Annotated in this window: 18 protein-coding genes; 10 read left to right on the top strand and 8 right to left on the bottom strand. The window is 49.9% G+C overall.

Going from position 1 to position 16,999, the window contains the following annotated elements; all coding sequences use genetic code 11:
- Positions 1 to 33: 33 nt before the first annotated feature.
- The 4 genes from tatB to V5J35_RS16115 all read right to left on the bottom strand — a co-directional run bounded on the left by tatB (position 34) and on the right by V5J35_RS16115 (position 2,089).
- Positions 34 to 393, bottom strand: coding sequence for a Sec-independent protein translocase protein TatB (tatB, locus tag V5J35_RS16130; protein ID WP_354008126.1), 360 nt, complete (start codon positions 391 to 393; stop codon positions 34 to 36).
- A gap of 5 nt (positions 394 to 398) precedes the next feature.
- Positions 399 to 584 (bottom strand): twin-arginine translocase TatA/TatE family subunit, encoded by a 186-nt coding sequence (tatA, locus tag V5J35_RS16125; RefSeq protein WP_354008125.1) that lies wholly within the window; start codon positions 582 to 584, stop codon positions 399 to 401.
- A 176-nt stretch (positions 585 to 760) separates the two neighbouring features.
- On the bottom strand, positions 761 to 1,468 hold the full coding sequence (locus tag V5J35_RS16120) for a DNA-3-methyladenine glycosylase I (protein ID WP_354008124.1): 708 nt from the start codon (positions 1,466 to 1,468) through the stop codon (positions 761 to 763).
- A 3-nt stretch (positions 1,469 to 1,471) separates the two neighbouring features.
- Positions 1,472 to 2,089, bottom strand: a complete 618-nt coding sequence (locus V5J35_RS16115) for a TetR/AcrR family transcriptional regulator (RefSeq protein ID WP_354008123.1) — start codon at positions 2,087 to 2,089, stop codon at positions 1,472 to 1,474.
- 124 nt (positions 2,090 to 2,213) lie between these two features.
- Here V5J35_RS16115 and V5J35_RS16110 point away from each other — a divergent pair, with 124 nt between their 5' ends.
- From V5J35_RS16110 to V5J35_RS16100, 3 genes are all read left to right on the top strand, one after another.
- Positions 2,214 to 3,290, top strand: coding sequence for an MBL fold metallo-hydrolase (locus V5J35_RS16110; protein WP_354008122.1), 1,077 nt, complete (start codon positions 2,214 to 2,216; stop codon positions 3,288 to 3,290).
- Positions 3,291 to 3,421: 131 nt separating this feature from the next.
- Positions 3,422 to 4,594, top strand: coding sequence for an alpha/beta hydrolase (locus V5J35_RS16105; RefSeq protein ID WP_354008121.1), 1,173 nt, complete (start codon positions 3,422 to 3,424; stop codon positions 4,592 to 4,594).
- A gap of 30 nt (positions 4,595 to 4,624) precedes the next feature.
- The gene (locus tag V5J35_RS16100; RefSeq protein ID WP_354008120.1) at positions 4,625 to 4,840 is read left to right on the top strand and encodes a hypothetical protein; all 216 of its coding nucleotides are present in this window, start codon (positions 4,625 to 4,627) and stop codon (positions 4,838 to 4,840) included.
- 53 nt (positions 4,841 to 4,893) lie between these two features.
- Here the strand turns inward: V5J35_RS16100 and V5J35_RS16095 are convergent, their stop codons facing one another.
- The gene (locus V5J35_RS16095) at positions 4,894 to 6,342 is read right to left on the bottom strand and encodes a catalase (protein ID WP_354008119.1); all 1,449 of its coding nucleotides are present in this window, start codon (positions 6,340 to 6,342) and stop codon (positions 4,894 to 4,896) included.
- 127 nt (positions 6,343 to 6,469) lie between these two features.
- On the bottom strand, positions 6,470 to 7,705 hold the full coding sequence (locus V5J35_RS16090; protein ID WP_354008118.1) for a multidrug effflux MFS transporter: 1,236 nt from the start codon (positions 7,703 to 7,705) through the stop codon (positions 6,470 to 6,472).
- A 370-nt stretch (positions 7,706 to 8,075) separates the two neighbouring features.
- On the opposite strand from V5J35_RS16090, the gene V5J35_RS16085 reads away from it, so the two are divergent.
- From V5J35_RS16085 to holA, 4 genes are all read left to right on the top strand, one after another.
- On the top strand, positions 8,076 to 8,273 hold the full coding sequence (locus tag V5J35_RS16085; RefSeq protein ID WP_354008117.1) for a hypothetical protein: 198 nt from the start codon (positions 8,076 to 8,078) through the stop codon (positions 8,271 to 8,273).
- A 126-nt stretch (positions 8,274 to 8,399) separates the two neighbouring features.
- Positions 8,400 to 9,284, top strand: a complete 885-nt coding sequence (locus V5J35_RS16080) for an aspartoacylase (RefSeq protein ID WP_354008116.1) — start codon at positions 8,400 to 8,402, stop codon at positions 9,282 to 9,284.
- A 104-nt stretch (positions 9,285 to 9,388) separates the two neighbouring features.
- The gene (locus V5J35_RS16075; protein WP_354016441.1) at positions 9,389 to 9,970 is read left to right on the top strand and encodes an LPS-assembly lipoprotein LptE; all 582 of its coding nucleotides are present in this window, start codon (positions 9,389 to 9,391) and stop codon (positions 9,968 to 9,970) included.
- Complete coding sequence (gene holA, locus V5J35_RS16070) at positions 9,967 to 11,004, top strand: DNA polymerase III subunit delta (RefSeq protein WP_354008114.1); 1,038 nt, start codon at positions 9,967 to 9,969, stop codon at positions 11,002 to 11,004. The genes V5J35_RS16075 and holA overlap by 4 nt, the downstream gene beginning before the upstream one ends.
- A 19-nt stretch (positions 11,005 to 11,023) precedes the next feature.
- On the opposite strand, the gene V5J35_RS16065 is transcribed toward holA, so the two are convergent.
- A complete protein-coding gene (locus V5J35_RS16065; RefSeq protein WP_354016440.1) occupies positions 11,024 to 11,566 on the bottom strand; it encodes a hypothetical protein in 543 nt (180 codons plus the stop codon).
- Between the two features lie 353 nt (positions 11,567 to 11,919).
- Between V5J35_RS16065 and V5J35_RS16060 the strand changes: the two genes are divergently transcribed.
- From V5J35_RS16060 to V5J35_RS16050, 3 genes are all read left to right on the top strand, one after another.
- Entirely contained in the window at positions 11,920 to 12,795 is an 876-nt protein-coding gene (locus tag V5J35_RS16060; protein ID WP_354008112.1) for a hypothetical protein, read from the top strand.
- A gap of 87 nt (positions 12,796 to 12,882) precedes the next feature.
- A complete protein-coding gene (locus V5J35_RS16055) occupies positions 12,883 to 14,280 on the top strand; it encodes a sodium-dependent transporter (RefSeq protein ID WP_354008111.1) in 1,398 nt (465 codons plus the stop codon).
- A gap of 88 nt (positions 14,281 to 14,368) precedes the next feature.
- Positions 14,369 to 14,983, top strand: coding sequence for a LysE family translocator (locus V5J35_RS16050; protein ID WP_354008110.1), 615 nt, complete (start codon positions 14,369 to 14,371; stop codon positions 14,981 to 14,983).
- A gap of 56 nt (positions 14,984 to 15,039) precedes the next feature.
- Here the strand turns inward: V5J35_RS16050 and ilvD are convergent, their stop codons facing one another.
- Complete coding sequence (gene ilvD, locus V5J35_RS16045; protein WP_354008109.1) at positions 15,040 to 16,881, bottom strand: dihydroxy-acid dehydratase; 1,842 nt, start codon at positions 16,879 to 16,881, stop codon at positions 15,040 to 15,042.
- Positions 16,882 to 16,999: the final 118 nt, after the last annotated feature.

The raw sequence follows: 16,999 nt of genomic DNA, 5'->3' as shown, positions 1-16,999 counted from the left end.
TGCCGCTTTTTTTAATGGCTGAAAAAAGAAGCTTTAAGCTGCCTGTTCTTTCCCGGGAGCCGTTTTCAATTCTGGTGTTTTATCTTCATCCATCAGGCGAGAAATTTCCTCTTTATTTTTCAGGCTGACTTTTTTGAAGTCTGCTGACGTTTTCGCAGCCTGTTGCCTGAATGACTCAACCTGACGTTCGATTTCTTCAGTTTGCAGGTCTTTCTTTATCTCATCAATCTTCAGCTCCTGCTCAACCGTATCTTTCAATGTGCTGGCGGTCTGTCTCAGATAGTGAATCCACTTCAGAATCGAACGTATAGCCTGCGGCAGCCGTTCGGGTCCCATGACCACCAGCGCCAGCAGGCCGATGGTGATCATTTCGGCAAAACCCATATCAAACATACAGCTTAACCTCTGGCTTTTTTATCAAGGGCTTCTGGTTCACGCTCATCGTCACTCAAAGCGTTTTTGAAACCCTTGATCGCTCCCCCCAGATCACTACCCAGTGTTTTCAGCTTACCGGTTCCAAACAGCATGACGCTGATCAGAAGAATAATAACCAGCTGCCAGATACTGATTCCGCCCAAACCCATTTCTCTGCTCCATAATAATCATTAAACGTCCACAGCCCGATGATTCAGACGACAACCTCTAATCAAGTAACAGACATATGTCCACTATCACTTTTCACAGTTATCGACCCGGTACTGCAAATCAGGAAAAATTGAATCGTCCATCTTAACAGGTAAGTGTGACAGCTACATTGCAACTACCTAATTGCAGCGACGGCCTGAACCCGGTTATCACCAACCCCGAACGCCAGCAGGCGGCTGAGTTCGCTATAGCTTCGACCACTGCTTTCATGCAATTCGTTAAAAAAGGTCTGAATGGCCCTGAGACTCTTCTGGCTGGTTGCGCTACCCTCAATGATACCCATTGCCCTGAAATACCCTTCGATATCACGGGTTAGCAAAAACGTGTCTTTGCCTGTTGCCCGCAATGCATAAGGCCCGGTGTTGCCACCAAGGCGTGAGCCATGTTTCTTAAGGTAAGCCCATAAGCCGACAATATTATCTTCCGGCCACTGCGCAATAAACCGGCCGAAACTGCCATGTTCGTCGCTCACATCCCTGATCATCAGGGCGTTGTCCCGTATGCTCCACACCTTCTTCAAATGTCGTATGATTTTGGGGTCAGTCGCTTTTCGTTCCAGCATGTCATCGGGCATCATCAGCAACTTTTCAATATCAAAGCCCCAGAAAACGTCCTCAAAATCAGGCCACTTCTGATCAACAACGCGCCAGACAAATCCGCTCTGGAAGACCTTGCGGGTCAATTCTGCCAGATACCGATCGTTGCCAATGCTCTCCAGCTGAGTAGATGACAGTGGTTTTTCCAACAGGGATTCCAGCGCCAGTTCTCCGCCTTTGCGTTCGCAGGCCCGTTCATAAATCACCTGATAACTTTCCTGTTTCACGCCTTACTCCTTCAGTTGATACTGGTTAAGAAACATCGATACTGAAGACTGAATCACCTGCTGCTGTTCTTCGGAAGTCAGTACGGGCGAATGCCCTATCGTCTGAGGCCAGAAACCAAAGCCTTTCAATAAATAGAAAAACTGTGTTGCCATAAACACCGGGCTGCCTTTCTTCAGACGTTTGTCGTTTATTCCCGACTGAATCCATCGCTCCAGTGCTGAGTCGTCTTCAGTAAACTTTGTCATAGCTTGTCGGGCCAGTGTCTCTGAGTGCATATACTCTGCCAGTATGCAGCGGGAAAGGCCGATGTAATCCTCCGAGGCATATAACGTCATCGTTTCAGCCGCAAACGCTTCCAGCTGTTGCGCCATGGGAATTTCAGATGTGTACTCCAGCTTTTCAGCCGCTTTCATGCGTTGCCAGAGGTTGTCTGAAATGTCTGAGAACAGGTCTTCCTTGCTGGGAAAGTGATTGTACACCGTTCGTTTGGACACCCCGGCCCGCTCGGAAATCCGATCCATACTGGCACCCTGAAAGCCTTTCTCCTTAAACTCGTTTGTTGCTGCTTCGAGGATAGAAGAACGTTTCTGCTCGCTTCTCGTCAGCGTTTTTTCAGCCATGTCTCTCACCATAAAGGTTTACAAATCGTTCAAAATCTTTATACGAGGATATTACACTCGCCAGTTTACTTTCTGAAAACTATCTCTATACTAAACTCATAAGTTTACTTTTCAGTTATTTCTAATGTCTTTATCGAGTCGTTATTTTCAACGTTTTTTGAGTTATCTGGGAGTCATTGCCATGACCACGGGGTTCAGCCCATACGCTCTTTCTGATAGCCCGGTCTCTGGCTCAGACCTGTACAACAATGGCAAATTCCATAACGCCAGCGGAGAACAGGCTGCCGGGCTGAGCAGCCTGCCAAAAATTATCTGGCGTACACTGGGACAAAAGTCACCCGATGCCTCCCCCAGTGAAGATATTCCTGTTGTTCCGCTCGACATCTCCAGCCTGGACAAGCTGAAGGGTACACTGGCCGTCAAACTGGGTCATTCTTCGGTTCTGTTACGCCTCGACGAAGGCTTCTGGCTGGTCGATCCGGTCTTTTCTGAACGGGCTTCTCCGGTACAGTGGGCAGGGCCAAAACGCTTTCACGAACCTCCCATAACACTGGAAGCTTTACCCGATATCGAAGGCGTTATCATTTCCCATGACCATTATGACCATCTGGATAAGAACACAATCCAGCAGCTGGATAAGCAGGTAAAACAGTTTTATGTCCCTCTCGGATTAGCAAAGGTGATGCAGAATTGGGGAATTGCTGCAGACAAAATCACCGAGCTTGACTGGTGGGAGTCTGCCAGTCATGGCAGTGTTAAACTGGTCGCCACGCCTGCCCAGCATTTTTCAGGCCGGGGCCTGCTCGACAGAAACTCAACCCTGTGGGCATCCTGGGTCATAATGACTGACAACGAACGTTTATTCTACAGCGGTGATACTGGCTATTTTGATGGTTTCAAAACCATTGGTGAACGCTATGGGCCTTTTGACCTGACCTTTATTGAAACCGGTGCGTATCATCAGGAGTGGGCAAATATCCACATGTTCCCGGAAGAAGGTGTTCAGGCTCATATCGACCTTCAGGGCAAATGGATGGTTCCGGTTCATAACGGTACATTTGATCTGGCACTACACGCCTGGTACGAACCTTTGCAACGATCCGTTGATGAGAGCAGGAAACGCAATCAAAAGGTACTGACTCCAAAATTCGGTGAAATCATCCAATTGCAGAACCCTGAACCGAAAGAGCCATGGTGGTAATGGTCAGCACAGGCTGGATAGCGTTCCAGCCTGTGTATTGAAAAGTGTACTACATGTTCATGATTTTTTTATCTGGTCAAAGACTTTGATATAGTCTGCCTTAACCGGCTAACTTAAAAACAATTACGAAGATGTTGTATCGACCTGTCATAACCAGCCTCCTGCTGGCTTTATTCTTCAGTCTGACTGGCTGCAGCCAGGCTCCTGACAGCCCGGCTTTTACCGTATCAGACTCACAGCCCGCCTATGACCAGAGTACTTTTACCGGGTACATAAACGACACCCGCGCATGGCTTGGTGATAACAGGGCATTTATTACCCACAATAAAACTCTGGAGCTGAACAGCAACAGTCCGTTTGAACTCCTGCCTGCCAGCAACACCACAGCAAAGAAAGGCATTTTGCTGGTACACGGACTGGGTGACTCACCTTATTCATTCGTTGATATTGCCCCCGTTCTGGCGCAGCAGGGCTTTCTGGTAAGAACCATTTTATTGCCAGGACATGGTTCCAAACCCGCTGACCTGATTCAGGTACACATGGAAGACTGGCAGACAGCTGTCGCCCACCATGCACAGCTGCTGGCTTCGGAAGTCGATGAACTCTGGCTGGGAGGCTTTTCTACCGGAGCCAACCTGATTACCAGCTGGGCATTACAGCAGAAACCAGACACAGTCAGTGGAATGCTGCTGTTTTCTCCGGGCTACAAGCCTAAAAGCAGTCTGGTGGCACTGTCTCCGGCACTGTCCTATTTCAAGGACTGGGCCGATATCGACCTGACCAGCAACTATGTGCGTTATGACTCGCTGGCTGTTAACGGTGCCGGAGAGTATTACAAAACCAGCAAGGCGGTACGATACGATCTGGAGGACAACCCTGTCCCGTTTCCAGTGTTAATGACCATCAGCGAAAACGACAGTGTTATTGATGCTCATACGGTACTGAGCTTATTCGAATCACAGTTTACCCACCCACACAGCCAACTGGTCTGGTACGGGTCTCCCCCAGATACGAAAGATACAAGAGTCTCAGTCTTTGACAGCTCCATACCGGAGCTGCATATCAGCAACTTCTCTCACATGAACGTTCTGTTTGCTCCAGCCAATCATTACTACGGCGAGAAGGGCAGCTATCGCATGTGCGACAATGGTCAGACACTTCAGGCCAACGAAAAATGTCCGGGGGCAAAAAATATCTGGTATTCAGCCTGGGGTTACCGGGAGGAAGGAAAGATACATGCGAGACTGACATGGAACCCATATTTTGCAGAGCTGGAAAAGTCGATTAAAACTATTACACAATAGAATTATGAGTGACTTTCAGGATTCCAAACTATGTTTCGTTTGTTTTTAACACTGGTTATTGTGGTGGTTGCGTTTCTGGGCTTGACGAAAAATCAGGAACTGATCATCAACAGCAATACGTTCTACTTTCAGGCAGATTTCCCCAGGTTTACTGATAAACCCCTTTACGTTATCAGGCTTGGAGAAAGACCAGGACTGGGCGGCATGGCTGACAGTGTAAAATCGCGGCTGTCCAGACAGCAGTGAATAGAAAATAGAAGACCCTCTGTGTTTGCAGATGAAACACAGAGGGTGACGGGTTACTTCAACAACGCTTTAATTCTCTGCCCGTAATCCTCATCACAACGGGTGAAATGCTCAATCATGCGACTCTGTACGGATTCCGTTGCCTGACTCAGACCACCGGCAATATTGCTCACCAGCTGCTGCTTCTGGTCTTCAGACATTATCCGATACAGGTTTCCTGCCTGGGAGTAATTGTCTTCATCAGAAGAGTCGTAAGCCTTCAGCCAGGCATCATTTTCCAGAGGCATTGGTGGCTCACCAAACTGAGGCGCAGGTACAGGCGCATCAGAACGGTCATTGGGGTAGAAGTTAACATCGGCATTTTGCAGGTGACCGGTTACAGGACAGCCACTGGCTCCTGCCATAGCGCCATCACGTTGATAGTGATGCACCGGACACACCGGTTTGTTGACCGGAATCTGTTGATGGTTCACACCCAGACGATAGCGATGGGCATCAGCATAGGCAAACAAGCGCCCCTGCAGAACCTTGTCCGGTGATACACCGACACCAGGCACCAGGTTGGAAGGTGCAAAGGCTACCTGCTCGGTTTCGGCAAAATAATTATCTACGTTACGATTCAGTTCCAGTGTACCAATGTCTTGTAATGGGAACTCTTTATGAGGCCAGACCTTGGTTAAATCAAATGGGTTGAGCTCACACTGCTTTGCCTGCTCATCGGTCATTACCTGAATTTTCACTGACCAGCTTGGAAAATCACCTTTCTCAATCGCTTCAACCAGATCCCTTTGCATACCATCGCCCGGTTGTTTTGCTGCCTCGTCATTGGTCAGCGTTTCAACGCCCTGATTGGTCTTGAAGTGCCATTTGACCCAGAACCGTTCACTGTCTTTATTCCAGAGGCTCAGGGTGTGGGAACCATAACCATTCGTGTGCCTGAGCGATTTAGGAATGCCCCGGTCAGACATAAGAATGGTGATCTGGTGCATCGACTGGGGATGGTTTGCCCAGAATTCAAAATGATGGGCAGGGTCTGGCAGATTGGTTTTCGGGTCTTTCTTCTGGGAATGGATGAAATCAGGGAATTTGGCCGGGTCACGGATGAAGAAAACCGGCGTATTGTTGCCAACGATATCGTAATTACCCTGTTCTGTATAAAAGCGCAGGGCAAACCCTCTCACGTCACGGACATAATCCCCAGAGTCCTGACCGCCGGCGACGGTAGAAAAACGCAGAAAAACATCTGTCTTTTTACCTGCCCCCTGAAGGAAGTCGGCAACCGTATAATCCGACAGATCCTTATTCAGGGTAAAGGTTCCATAGGCACCATAACCCCTGGCATGAACAACACGCTCAGGAATTCGCTCACGGTTGAAGTGCGCCAGTTTTTCGAACAGGTGAATATTGTCAAATGTTAACGAGCCCCGCTCTCCGGCAGTAACACTCGTGTTGTCATCAGCGACCGGGGAGCCATTAGCGGTAGTTAAATACGTCTTGCTCATTCCAACCTCCATCAAGGTGGGCGTTTTATTCTATGCAATCACTACTTTACGGATTGGCTATCGCAGTTCTAATCAGAAATATCGATAGACCCAATGCAGGCAGGCTATTAATGGTTATAACGACCTCTCACAGACGATGGCGTACCTGTTCAAAACTAACGTCAGGTTCAGCTACCTGTCTGCCAGCAACAAATGCCAGCAGAGAAAGAGAGCTGCCGACCAGCATGGTCACAACCATCGGCATAAGACTACCATCATGAAATAGTGACGTTATGACCCCGGTCAAACCGGCAAGACCAAAATTCATCGTACCGATAACCGCATTGGCCGTACCGGCCTGGTCAGGAAAATATTTCAGAGCACAGCTGGTCGCATTGGCAGCAATCAGGCTGATTGAACAGATGTTCATCAGGGTCAGCAGGTAGACGACTTCAAACTGAGGTGGATAAAAGGCGACATACAGAACCAGGCAGAGTGAAGCCACAACCTGCAAGGCAACGCCAAAGGGTATGAGCTGAACGGGTTCATACCGGTTCAGCAGTTTCATATTAAACCGGTTAAGCATCATATAAAGCAGAACATTAGCACCAAACAACAATGGATAAATATTAGGTGAAATCCCGAAATACTCCATATAGGCAAAAGGTGAAGAAGTCAGGAACGTAAACAGTCCTCCCAGGGCGAAACTTATGCAGAAAATAAACCCCATCGCTTTGGTATGTCTCAACACTTTGCCATAAGCCTGAAAAACTGAGCGGGCAGAAGTAGGCGACGAAGCTTTGACACCAAGAGTTTCAGGAAAATAAAAGGCAACCATCAACAGCAGTAAAGCACTGTAAAAAGCCAGTGCCACAAAGATAGTGCGCCAGCCCGAAAATGCCAGAACCAATGCACCAAAACCGGGCGCAACCAGTGGTGCCATCAACATCATCATCGATACCAGGGACAGCATTTTTGCCGCTTCCCGCTTATCTCCATAGCGATCCCTGACAGCCGCCGCAGAAATCACAACCGTTGCCCCGCCCCCAAGCGCCTGTATAAAACGAAATAACAGAAGCTGGTTAACCGTTTCCGCCATACTGATCAGCAGGCTGGCCATTAAAAAAATGCTCAATCCCAACAGGGCAACCGGCTTGCGGCCTTTACTATCCGAAACCGGGCCGCCGATTATTTGCCCAACCGCAGCACCAATAAAATAAAAACTTACGGTTAATTGCAGGCTGGCAGCCGAAGCATTAAAGCCTTTTGCCATGGCTGGAAGGGCAGGAAGATAAGTGTCGATAGCAAAGGGACCAATAGCAACCAGGGCTGCCAGCATAACAGCAAGGCGAATTGACAGAGGCTCTAAGCTGGCCTTGTACATAAGGGGTTCCGTTTTTTTAATTATTCTTTGTCGTATACTTCGCCATCATATCACTGAACAGGATAAGCGTCAGGAGTCGTTTGCTTGATAATAATTAACCAAAATCTGGCAACCTCTATCAGGCACAGAATTGTAACCGGTTCCAAATTAATCCAAATCAACACGCAATACTGACTAAGTATTTACCCCTATCCCATTCCCTGTAACAGGCATGTAACTTGCGTACATTAATGTGTCGTAGAACACAATAAACCATGAAGCCAACAGCATCAGTCAATAGATGAATTGTTTTCATGAATAATAATTTCCAAAGCAAATTAAATGCTATTGGGGGGTATCTATGAAACGATCAGGGAAGCAAAAAAAAATCATGTCCAGTTTTGGCACGTCTTACGATTCTGTATCTCTGCCTATTCGCCAGGCAGCACTGGGTTATATCAGCGGCACTTTGGAGGAGTGGCCAACACTTGATAAAGAACTCAGAAAGCATGGTGTGGTTCTGCCATCTTCAACCCGTTCAGACATCTGTCGTAAAGCCTGTCTGCGCATTATAAAAGAACACGGCTGATTGATTTAATCTCACCTCTGTGTGCAGCAGCCCGTAGGCTGCACACACTGAATGCCCTCCTCGTCACTTCGCTGATCATCTATGTTTTAATAAACCAGACACCTGATAAACAATAACGAGCCAATCATGATTCAGGAAATTACGCTGACAGGGGGAACTCATGGCAACGAATACCTTGGCCCCACCATTATTCAGCGATTAGACAGTCTCGGAACCTATCAGAACAGTAACATCAGCGTATCGACGCTTCTGGCCAACCCCAGGGCAACAAAGGCCGGCGTTCGCTTTATTGATGAAGACCTGAACCGCTGCTTCAGTGACGATGTGCTTTCAGCCAGCGGCTGCACCTGCTATGAACACCTTCGAGCCCGGGAGATCAACCGCCAGCTGGGCCCCAGACCCAACCGCCACCGCTTTCTGATTGATCTGCACAGCACAACCGCCAATATGGGCATGACCCTGATACTGCGTGACCGGTCACCTTTTAATCTTCAGGCGGCTGCTTATGCACAGCAAAAACACCCCGGAATCAAACTGATTCTCAGTGACCTCGACCAGAAATACAGCCGCACCCTGAACAGTATCTGTGAATTTGGCCTGACCATTGAAGTTGGTCCGATCGCCAATGCAGTGATTCGGCATGATTTACTGCTTGAAACCGAGGAGGTCATAGCGTCACTGGTGGAATTTATAAACCTGAGCCACCATCAACACCCCATCAATCTGCCAGACACCCTAACAGCCTACAGAGTCTGTGAACGGGTACTTTACCCCAGATCTGCATCTGGCGACCTGACGGCAATGGTACATAAGCAGCTTCAGGACCGGGATTTCATCTGGCTTGATACGGGCGACCCGGCTTTCTTTACCCTGCAAGGCAAAACACTTCCCCATACGGGGCGTTCAGGCTACCCCATATTTATCAATGAAGCGGCTTATTACCGGGAAAACACGGCGTTTATCATAACAGAGCAACTGCTTCTGGATGTTGACCACCTGAAACAGCGGTAGCAGTGTCATCCTTCCCTTTAACCACAACAGGTCAGCATGTTATTGTTGAGCGATTAACCGTCGTTCTTGTGTGCTATGGAGAGATCATGTTCAGACAGCTATTAATGCAACGAGCAACACAACAGGCCAGATACCTTCAATGGCGTACCATCCTGCCTTTGTTGCTGGTCACCAGCCTGTTAACGGCGTGTGGATTTCAGCTGCGTGGACAAATGGATATTGCCAGCGAACTGTCCGAACTGTCTGTTACAGGGTCTGACCGAACCTTTGTCCGGGATCTCAGAAGAGCCCTGAGCCTGACAGGCATCAGCATTAACGATGACGCCCCTTATCGGCTGGTAATCACCCGTATCAACCAGGATACCGGTCAACGCTCCCAGTCCAGTGCTGGCAGCTACGAGCGACTGCTGACACTGACGGTCACTTACCAGCTGGAAACCGATGACGGCCTGAAGCTGTTTACCCCCATGGAGCTGAGTAACGAGCGTTTCTTTACCCAGGACCAGAATCAGTCCAACGCTTCCAGCAACGAGGAGCGTATTATCTTCAATGAGTTGCGTCAGGACATTATCAACACGACGGTTCGCCGGGTTGCTGCCATGTCGGGAGACTCTCTGCGACAGGAAGCCGAGCGCGCCCGGGAAGTCCGCAAAAAAGAGCTGGAGGCACTTGAGGCCCGGGAATGAAGTTAAAACCTGAGCAGCTTGGAGCGCAGTTACAGCGCCAGCTGAGTAGCATTTACATCGTCAGTGGCGACGAACCCCTGCAAGTATCTGAATGTTGCGATGCCATCCGTCAGGAGGCTCGCCAGCGCGGGTTTACAGAGCGGCACACCTACCATATTGATAACAGTTTTGACTGGAGCGAGTTTCTGGAAACAGCCAACTCGCTGTCACTGTTTGCCGAGAAACAGATTCTGGAACTGCGGATGCCTAATGGCAAACCCGGAGACAGGGGACGCAAGGCGCTGCAGGAGTACCTGCAGAATCCCTCACCGGATAACCTGTTGCTGATCATTACCGACCGGATTGATGCTGCGACGCAGAAAGCCAAGTGGTTTCAGCAACTGGAAAAAGCCGGTGTATTTATCCAGGTCTGGCCGGTTGAACACCGGCAACTGCCCGGCTGGGTAGCCCATCGCTTTAAGATGGCTGGTTACGAGGCATCAAAGGATGCCGTCGCCCTGCTGGCTGAAAGGATTGAAGGCAACCTGCTGGCGGCTGCCCAGGAAATTGAAAAACTGAAGCTGCTGGCAAACGGCAACATCATTGATGTCGATACCGTTCGGGAAGTGGTTTCAGATAATGCCCGCTTTGATGTGTTTCAGCTTGCCGATACGGCTCTGCAGGGCGATGTCAGGAATACCGTTCGTATTCTTGGCGGTCTCAGGTCCGAAGGCATTGAACCCCCCATTGTGCTCTGGGCGCTGGCCAGAGAAATCCGCCTGCTATGCCACCTGAGCCGGCTTAAATCCAGGGGAATCAGTACAGAGCTGGCAATAGAGCAGGCAGCCAGGGCGCACGGTTTTTCACCCTTTATGCTGAAGAAGCGCCGGGGGCTTCTGGAAAAAGGCATGAGCCGCCAGTCGGAACGTGAGTTACGTCAGATGCTGGAACATGCAGGCGTTATTGACCAGGGAATAAAGGGGCTGACCCCGGTCAACGAGTGGGACGAGCTGCTGACCCTATCAATGACACTGGCAGGAGCGCCGGTTATCTGACCGGCTGTTCACGCAGTCGTCAGGCATCATTCAACAGGTGCTGCTCCGGAGGTACCTGACGGTCAACTTCATTCAGTACCCTGCGATCCAGAATGCGCTTGCTGGCACGGGTGATCTGTGGAATGTTATTCACCAACTCCCACTCCATGCGATGCACAGATTCCACCATGACATCATTAAAGTGGGAGTTGAACAGCCAGGATTCTCTGATACGCTGCTGTACGACGGCTTTCTCCTGGTTGGCTGAAACGTATACCACGCGCTCCAGAACCTCGGTGTAAAAGTCCTTACCGTACTCGGCGTTTATCTCAGCCTGTCTGGACACCATTTTGTAGGTACTCTGAAACATCTGACCTCTTGGGCCAGTTATGTCCATCACCACATCTTTTGAATAAAAGCCTTTTACGGCAGCGGCATCCTTGCGCCGGATTGCGTCTTCTTTGGCATCAAGCAGAAGCGTCATGACCCCTTCATCCAGCTTGTAGTTTTTTTGAGGCAGGGTTCTCTGGTCACAACCAGTAAGCATCAAGACGAAAAGCAATATAGTTGTTATTCGGTACATCTCTGATAAAGCCTTCTATCACCGACAGTGTCGAAAAAATCCTTGAATCGACAGCTGACCAACACGACTGACCCCGGAAAAAAACAGGCAGGGTCAAAAAACAGTCAACTCTCGACAAACAGACCTCTTTTTATTGAGTAGTAACCCCAAAAAGCATTGCGGTTACTACCTATCATACTAAAGACAGAGCCTTACTAGAAGTATTTGCAACAAGGATCGTTATGCCATAAAGGCGTCTGATACCCGGCCGATGGCTCGAATGACAGAAATGGCTAAAGCCTGATCAGACAGCCATGAGCAGAAAACAGCATCCAGAGGCTTCCGGGCCTCACAAGCGCTCAGGAGATAAGGACATGACAATCCGATACCTGCTGGTCGTAGCCACAATGATGATGACGGGCTGCGCCTTACAGTTTCAAAAATCACCGCCCTATAACGAAGAGTGGTCAAAAGCCAAGAATATGGTTCATGTCGCTGGCATGCATAAAAAAGTACATGATCAGCAGCTGCCCGTCGGGGCCTATGACAAAGAAGGTAATCTGCAGGAACACAAACTCGGCAATATTTCTCACCCCGCCTATGGCAGCAGTAGTGGTGTCGTTGGTGTCAATGTCCTGCCTTATGGTGCCTTTGAACGCTTTTACTGGGGCTGGACCGTTCCCGGAGCCAGTCACTACAGCGAAAACCGCCTGTTTGCCTGGATGCCGGATGAAATGGCGGACGACGAAAGCAAAGCCAGAGAGAAAATGGAAGTCATGCTCAGTCGGGCTTCGCTCGCCATTCTCGAAGAGATGGGTTACAGGAGTCAGGCATTTAAAAAGCCCTTTGAACTGGACGAACTGCATTTCAAACAGTGGTATCTGGAGCAATCCGGCGGCATCTGCAGCTTCGCCCGCCTTAACTGTGTATTAAGCCTTTACGTACCGGAACCCGAGGCTGTCAGTCAGGCACCATTTTTCTCCTATTACAGTATTGCCGGACAACCCTCCTGGTTCTTTGCCTCTCACGATAATGACAATTACCCAAGGCTGGCGATTACCCAGGGCGAAGGCATGGAGAGCATCAGCGAAAATGTCTTTTACCAGAAGCTCAGCGCCAGATTGCCAGGCTGGGTGTACTTCTACCTTGCGCCGGATAAAGTCGGTACCGGAGACAATAACAGGACCATTGCCTATCCCTACGTTCTGGAAAAAGGCATGCCACTGCTCTTTATCAGGCCTGCCCGCTGACAGGGACTGCTATAGTATTCGGATCTCAGCGGAAGAGGGCCTTAAGTCCAGCCTTCGATGTCTACGCCAGTGCCCGGAGTAAGTACCTTGTCCAGAACAATGACAAACTGCAACGACGAACCCAACAGCAATGAGCCCGAAATAGTCGGGCGAGGTCAGTTCAGTTCCCGTATCGGGTTTATCACCGCAGCGGCCGGTTGTGCCGTAGGTGTCGGGAATATCTGGAGCTTTCCAATCCAGACTGCCGAAAACGGCGGTGCGGCTTTCACGCTGGTTTATCTTTTCTTTTCATTCATTCTTGCCTACCCCACACTGGTCGCGGAACTGAACATAGGGCGTTACCGGCAAAGCAATAATATTTCCGCCATGGCATCATTGAGTGCCAACCCCTCTTTGCGCTGTATTGGTGCGGGAACCGCCATTGCCGGCCTGTTAACCATGACCCTGATTTACAGTTTTTACAGCATAGTGGGTGGCTGGTTTATTGGTTTCTCTCTGGCTCCGCTTGCCAGTCTGACAGGCTTTACCAGTGCAGCTCAGTGGCTGTCAGGCTTCTCCTCTCTGAGCACCATCGCTGTCACCCTGTTGTTTATGGGCCTGACCACCCTGATTGTCACAGAAGGCGTTAAAAATGGCATTGAACGCTGGTGCAATCGTCTTATGCCTTCCCTGTTTGTACTGCTTGCAGTGCTGATTGTTTTTGCCCTGACACGTCCCGGCGGAATGGAAGGTCTGAACATTTACCTGCTACCCGATTTTTCCCGTATTCTTGACGACAAACTGCTGATCAGCGCACTGGGGCAATCTTTTTTCTCCATGTCTCTGGGTACCGGGTGCATGATGGTCTACGGCTCTTACCTGAACAGAAAGGTCAATCTACCCAAAACGGCGCTTCAGGTGACACTGGTGGACAGTTCTGTTGCCTTCCTCGCAGGCATGCTGGTAATTCCCTGCATGTACGCCGCCATGCACCAGGGCGTAGAAATATTCAATGCCAGTGGCCAGCTGTACAGCGCGGAAAAACTGGTGTTTAACGTTCTCCCCACCCTGTTTGATCAGCTCGGCATAGCAGGTAAGTTTGTGGCCGCAGCCTTTTTCCTGCTTCTTGCCATAGCTGCCCTGACCTCGTCTATTTCCATGATGGAGCCTGTGGTCGCGGCAATGGTCGAAAGACTGTCATTCGTCCGCCGTCGTGCATGCTGGCTGATGTCGACCCTGTCAGCAGCTATTTCCATCGTAATTATTCTTCATATTGATACACTGCTCGGCATGGCGGTAAAAGTCGCCACTCAGTACATGCAGCCCATGCTCTGTTTTATGATTGCGATCTACGGCAGCTGGGTTATACGACAGGATCGTTTACTGACTGAACTCAGCCAGGGGGTTCCAGACCTGCAAAACAGTCTCTTCTGGAAGATCTGGCCATGGTACACGCGCATTATCTGCCCCGGTCTGATCCTGCTGTTGCTGATTTATAACCTCTGAGTCAATAAACTATTCCAATAAACTATTCCAATAAACAAAGCGAGAACACAGGGTACTGGGTTCTCCATTAAATTTCCGAAGGCTGTCTATGGAAACCTCTGCCTGGCTATCTCTTTTAACAATTTGTGTTCTTGGGGCAATCTCTCCCGGCCCAAGCCTTGTCGCCGTGATGAAATATACGGTTCAGGGCTCAAAGCTGCATGGAATGGTCGCGGCCGTATCCCATGCCGCCGGGATTGGCCTTTATGCCTTTCTGGTGGCAGCCGGGCTGGCGGTTGTGATTACAGAATCTCCGCAGGTGTTAAAAGTTATGACCATTGCCGGAGCGGCTTATCTGGCCTGGCTGGGTTTCAAATCCATAGTATCAAAAGGTGCCATCACGCCTGACACCACTCGACAGGAAAACAGCCTGCCACTGTATCAGGCAGCAAGAGACGGTTTTCTGATTGCTTTTCTGAACCCGAAAATTGCCGTTTTTTTTCTGGCGCTTTTCAGTCAGTTCGTCACTCCGGAATCAACCCGTACTACTCAGCTTTTGATGGCTCTGATGGCAACGCTTTGCGACGGCATCTGGTATTGCCTGATCGCTACCATTGCCAGTCATTCATCGATACTCCCAGCCTTGCGCAGACACGCCATGCTGATTAATCGCCTGTGTGGACTGTTTCTGATTCTGGTCGCCCTGAGAATTGTTATCAACTGAAAAAAACCGCCCTGAATGTATTTTTTCAGGGCGGTTTTTCAATGCCTGCCAAAGCCTCAGTCCAAAGCTGAAATATCCCTGACAGCACCTTTGTCCGCACTGGTCACCATAGCTGCATAAGCTTTAAGGGCAGCAGAGACCTTACGGGGGCGATCCTTCAACGGCTTCCAGCCAGCTTTCCCCTTATCGTCCATATCCTGACGACGCTGCGTCAGTACTTCATCAGACACCAGTACATCAATGGTGCGATTCGGGATATCAATACGAATCGTATCGCCCTGCTCCACCAGCCCAATGGTTCCACCGGCTGCGGCCTCGGGAGAAGCATGTCCGATGGACAGACCGGAAGTGCCACCGGAGAAACGCCCATCCGTCAGCAATGCACATTCCCGACCCAGTCCTCTGGATTTCAGGTAGCTGGTCGGATACAGCATTTCCTGCATACCCGGCCCACCTTTAGGCCCTTCGTAGCGAACAATAACAACGTCGCCTGATTTAACCCGCCCTTCCAGAATATCGCTAACCGCATCATCCTGACTTTCACAGATATGGGCAGGACCTTCAAACACAAGAATACTGTCGTCTACACCCGAAGTTTTCACCACACAGCCATCCACCGCAATATTACCGGTCAGAACGGCAAGACCACCTTCCAGACTGAAAGCATTCTCCAGACTTCGAATACAGCCATTTTCACGATCATCATCCAACGTGTCCCAGCGGGTTGCCTGACTGAAGGCCTCTGTCGTGCGAATACCGGCAGGTCCGGCGCGATAAAAGGACTTAACGGATCCATTGGAAGTGCGTTTGATATCCCACTTATTCAGGGCTTCAGCCAGAGACGCACTATGGACCGTCGGCAGTTCGTTGTTCAGTAGACCGGCCCGATCCAGTTCGCCAAGAATTCCCATGACACCACCCGCCCGATGTACGTCTTCCATATGGTACTTCGGGGTATTGGGAGCCACTTTACACAGCTGAGGCACCTTGCGGGACAGCACATCAATGTCTTTCATTGTGAAATCCACCTGCCCTTCCTGAGCGGCCGCCAGCAGATGCAAAATCGTGTTGGTAGAGCCTCCCATGGCAATGTCCAGGCTCATGGCATTCTCAAATGCCTGATAACTGGCGACATTGCGTGGCAGAACACTCTCGTCGTCCTGTTCGTAATACCGTCTGGTGATCTCAACAATACGACGACCGGCTTCTTCAAACAGCTGTCGTCGATCAGCATGAGTCGCCAGCATTGATCCATTCCCCGGCAGTGACAGGCCCAGGGCTTCGGTCAGACAGTTCATGGAGTTGGCGGTAAACATGCCGGAACAGGAACCACAGGTAGGGCAGGCAGAGCGTTCATATTCAGCGACTTTTTCATCGCTGGCATCCGATGCCGCAATGACCATGGCATCCACAAGATCCAGACCATGGTTAGCCAGTCTGGTTTTACCGGCTTCCATGGGGCCACCGGAAACAAAGATCACCGGGATATTCAGCCTCAGTGCGGCATTGAGCATTCCCGGGGTGATTTTGTCGCAGTTAGAGATACAGACGAGAGCATCAGCAGTATGAGCATTGACCATGTATTCCACAGAGTCGGCAATCAGGTCACGGCTGGGCAGGGAGTAAAGCATCCCGTCGTGTCCCATGGCAATGCCGTCATCTATAGCAATGGAATTGAACTCTTTGGCAACACCACCGTGTTTTTCGATCTCCCTTGCCACCAGCTGTCCCATGTCTTTCAGGTGTACATGCCCTGGCACAAACTGAGTAAAGGAGTTCGCCACCGCAATAATCGGTTTGTTGAAATCATCGTCTTTCATACCCGTCGCACGCCACAGGGAGCGGGCTCCAGCCATATTGCGACCATGGGTCGAGGTTCTTGAACGGTATGCGGGCATGGGTTAAGGTCCTTCCTGCTCTGTTATTTATTACTATGAAAATGCAGCTCTCCTAAGTTCTGTAACCATTTTCATGTTTCGGGGTGAGCTGCATTTTCCTCTCATGGCTGTTTGGTTT

Source organism: Endozoicomonas sp. NE40, from assembly GCF_040549045.1.
In the GTDB taxonomy this organism is placed as follows: Bacteria; Pseudomonadota; Gammaproteobacteria; order Pseudomonadales; family Endozoicomonadaceae; genus Endozoicomonas_A; species Endozoicomonas_A lisbonensis.
This window is presented reverse-complemented; position numbering and strand designations above follow the sequence as displayed.